This window comes from Sulfurovum sp. (assembly GCA_026990595.1).
GTDB lineage: Bacteria > Campylobacterota > Campylobacteria > Campylobacterales > Sulfurovaceae > Sulfurovum.
On record JALXCZ010000043.1, the window covers coordinates 1 to 3,852 of the forward strand.

The 3,852-nt window shown below is 40.7% G+C and carries 5 protein-coding genes; 4 read left to right on the forward strand and 1 reads right to left on the reverse strand.

Going from position 1 to position 3,852, the window contains the following annotated elements:
• Together MVE01_RS08185 and MVE01_RS08190 are read left to right on the forward strand one after the other, a co-directional pair.
• Window positions 1-215, forward strand: a 215-nt coding sequence (locus MVE01_RS08185) for a hypothetical protein (protein ID WP_472561694.1), incomplete at its 5' end; no start/stop codon positions are given.
• A 124-nt stretch (window positions 216-339) separates the two neighbouring features.
• Window positions 340-1,221, forward strand: coding sequence for a peptidoglycan-binding domain-containing protein (locus tag MVE01_RS08190; protein ID WP_472561695.1), 882 nt, complete (start codon window positions 340-342; stop codon window positions 1,219-1,221).
• A gap of 39 nt (window positions 1,222-1,260) precedes the next feature.
• Here MVE01_RS08190 and murA read toward each other — a convergent pair whose 3' ends face one another.
• Window positions 1,261-2,523 carry a UDP-N-acetylglucosamine 1-carboxyvinyltransferase gene (murA, locus tag MVE01_RS08195; protein ID WP_472561696.1) on the reverse strand — a complete coding sequence of 421 codons (1,263 nt, stop codon included), beginning with the start codon at window positions 2,521-2,523 and terminating at the stop codon, window positions 1,261-1,263.
• A 231-nt stretch (window positions 2,524-2,754) separates the two neighbouring features.
• On the opposite strand from murA, the gene MVE01_RS08200 reads away from it, so the two are divergent.
• Complete coding sequence (locus MVE01_RS08200) at window positions 2,755-3,336, forward strand: hypothetical protein (RefSeq protein WP_472561697.1); 582 nt, start codon at window positions 2,755-2,757, stop codon at window positions 3,334-3,336.
• Between the two features lie 110 nt (window positions 3,337-3,446).
• Window positions 3,447-3,852, forward strand: a 406-nt coding sequence (locus MVE01_RS08205) for a contractile injection system protein, VgrG/Pvc8 family (RefSeq protein WP_472561698.1), incomplete at its 3' end; no start/stop codon positions are given.

Here is a 3,852-nt window from a genome sequence, read left to right on the forward strand (position 1 = left end):
AACTTGAAGGAGGGCTTTATGTAAAAGGCTCTGCTCCGCATAGCTATCTGGTTATCGAAGATCAAAAAAGTCATAAGAGTTACAAGATACAGAATGCAAAAACATTTAACCTTGGAAAAAGACAAAAAGAGGTGGTCAAGCTCAAAGCAAAGCTTGTTAAAAAAGCCATAGGGCCAGGTTTTCCTGCCATTATAAAAGTTGTAGAAGTCAAATAGACTTCTGCATACCATTAAACACTTTCTTCTCCAAACTCACCCCTCAATACCTCATTATTTAAGACTATCTTAAGCTCTTAATCAAACTGTGATATACTTCTAGAACTTAAAATAGGAGAAAAGAATGTTTAAGAAAAAGAAACTTATTGCCGTATTGGCGTGTTCTGTACTTACGGGGAATGTACTTTATGCATGGGGACCTCCGCATCCGCCATCAGGAGCAGGTGCATTTGTTGCCGGAGCCGCAGTTGGAGCTGCAGTAACCTACGGTGTGATGAGTCATAAAAAAAAGCGACGTGTACATAAAAAAAGACATGCAAGAAAAAAACATGTAAAGAAATATGTCGCACCTGTAATGACCATTGAGAAAAAAATTCAAAAATCACTTACAGCTTTAGGGTTCTACCATGGTAAGATAGATGGTGAAGTCAACTCCTATGAAACACGTTCAGCTATTAAAGCAATGAATAACGCTTATGGATTGGGGAATACCGCATCATTAGACCCAAAGACAAGAGATGCACTTGTTTATTTGGGTGACCTGTTCATATTTGACAGATACCTGATCGCACAAGGAAGCAACGAGAAAGTAAAAGCAAAGAGAATACAGACTGCACTTAAAATTTACGGTTTTTACCATGATAAGATCGATGGTGTGATAGGATCAGGCACAAAAAAGATCATTGCTGATTATAAAGCGTCCAAAAGACTCTCCTACGGTCCGGAACTGAACTTTGAAGAGGAGTATCAACTGATTACCTCTGCAAAACAGCTTAACGATAAGAATATTGATGAGACTATTGCATCATTAAAAAGCACGGCTCCTCAAAAAGCAGTGCTTTCTCAACAAAAGGTCAATAGTGCAGAGGGGCTACAAAACAACACTGCTGTAAACGCCAATGTACCGCAACCTGCTGTTGTCTCTCCTCTGGTAACTACAATGAGCCAACAACAGCCTGCAAACAATGCAGTATCAAGAAATACTGCACCTGTGGTAAATCAATAACCCTGCATATGCCGGAGAGTTTTCTCCTGCATTATGAAATTATCCTTTCTTTCTTACAATATCTGCACCCAGTGCAGCCAGTTTCCCCTCAAGATCATCATAACCTCTGTCCAGGTGATAGATACGTCTGACATTCGTTGTGCCTTCTGCTACCAGTGCGGCAAGTACCAGTGCAGAAGAAGCTCTAAGGTCTGTTGCCATGACATCGGCACCGTAGAGCTTCTCTACACCTTTGACTGCTGCTGTAGAGCCTTTGAGCCAGATGTCTGCACCAAGACGGTTGAGTTCGCTTACATGCATGAAACGGTTCTCAAAGAGACGTTCTTCTATAAGGCTCTCACCTTCTGCCATGACGGCAACAGCCATGAACTGTGCCTGCATATCTGTAGGGAAACCGGGGTACTCTATGGTGATGAGATTCACCGGCTTAAGCTCTTTGGCAGGGTAGATGGTGATGCTCTCTTCCTGAAGGTCAAACGTACATCCCATAGACTCCAGTTTGTCTATGGAAGCTCTAATATGTCCATGGTCTACTTTATGCAGTGTGATGCTTGAATTGGTGATCGCACCGGCACAGAGATAAGTGCCTGCTTCTATACGGTCAGGGATAATATCTACCGTTTTGAAGTCCAATGGTTTTCCGCCTGTTCCTTCTATGCTGAGTTCATTGCTGCCAATGCCTTCTATTTTTACACCGGCATCTGCGATCATTTCACACAGCTGTACCACTTCAGGCTCTTTTGCGGCATTGACGATGGTCGTGGTTCCGTGTGCAAGTGCTGCTGCCATGACGATATTCTCTGTACCGCCTACCGTGATCTTGTCAAAGATGATCTTGGCACCTTTGAGCCCATCTGGAGCCATAGCATGTACATACCCGCCCTTTATCTCTATTTTCGCACCCATGGATTCAAGTGCTTTAAGGTGCAGGTCAATAGGACGCTGTCCGATGGCACAACCGCCGGGCAAAGAGACTTCACATTCGCCAAAACGCGCGAGTAGGGGACCAAGTACCAAAATAGAAGCTCTCATCTGTGAGACGATCTCATACACAGCTTTGGTTGAAGTGATCGTACCGTTATTAATGTGCGCTACAGTATTGTCATGTGCTACCGTGCCTCCAAGCATGGTAAGGAGTTTAAGAAGCGTACGGATATCTACAACATTGGGCAGGTTGGTAAGTGTTACCTCTTTATCACTCAGTATGGTCGCAGCAATAATGGGCAGGGCAGCATTCTTTGCTCCGCTGATCGTTACACTTCCACTTAATTTTTTTCCGCCGTTGATCTGTAAATAATCCATCTAAACACCCTTATATATAATGAAAGAGATTTTATCTAAAGATTGGTTAAGGGGAGGAATTAAAGAATGTATATTAAACAATATTAAATACTCTTTCTCTTTTTTACATTAAAAAATAGAAAAATTGATATTATTCACTATAGTTTAAACTCTCTATTAACTAATATGAGTTACAATATTTTCTAATATATGATTTTATGCGGCTTTAAAGCCCCATTTGAAGGGACATTCATGTCTAGTAGTTTAGATAAACTCAAAGCACTTACCAGTCGTTTGGAAGAGAAATTAGAGCAAAAAGAGACTGTTTCCAAACCTTCTCAAAAGGAAGTAACTCAAACTAAAAAAGCATCTGTTGAAGAACCTGTAAAAGAGACTTCTGTTACAAAAAAAGCTTCTGCTTCAAAAGTAACGCTAAGTTCTGATGATGTTAGAAAAGAGAATGTTGTACGGGTAAAAGAACTTTATGAAAAACTGAAGATCTTTGAGAAGTCACCTGACTTTGATAAGATCTTCATCTATAAAGCGATGAACCTCTCAGGTATTGGACTGAAAGAAGAAGATTTCGGTGAAGTACGTGAAGGAAAATATATCCAGATCATTGCAATTACCTATGAACCGGACAAGAATGGCAAAAAGAAAGCAAAAAATATCTCTTTGGGGTATTTTGGAAAAGCCGAAACACTCGACAACACCTTGAAAAATGAGATCATCGAATTTGTCCTGCGTTGGCGTTATGAAAAAGCATTCCAGAATGTTGAACACTACAAAGATCTCATTGCAAGAGTTGAAACAACGTCTGATACATTATTTTAGATACCAATTAGCTCTTATCATAGCTATTCGTACACCTAAAAGCAGTTTTAAAAAGAATTAAGTATATTACGCTAAAATAAACCATAAAAAACAACATTCAAGGGAACCAAATGAACCCGACCCAACTGCAAAAAGTCAAAGCCCGTCTCACCCTCCTCAATGCAAAAAAGAACCCCTACGTTAATGACAATGCCTACTCCATCTACACCCTAAACGGCACACACACCCTAGGCAAACCCTATACCTACGAAGTCACCTTCGTAAGCCCTGTCAAACTAGAAGTTGCTGACCTAGTAGATACCGATGTGAAACTCCTGCTCCAAGATGAAAAAGACTTTACTAAAAAAAGAGAGATCTTTGCTAAAATCTACCAAGCCAAAGAAGCCAACAAAGTAGCCGATAAATACCTCTATACCCTCACCGTTGTCCATCCTCTTTTTTATCTGGGACTCAACCAACGTTATGAAATCTTTCAAGAAAAGAGTGCGTATGCGATTATCCAAGAGATCCTTGGAC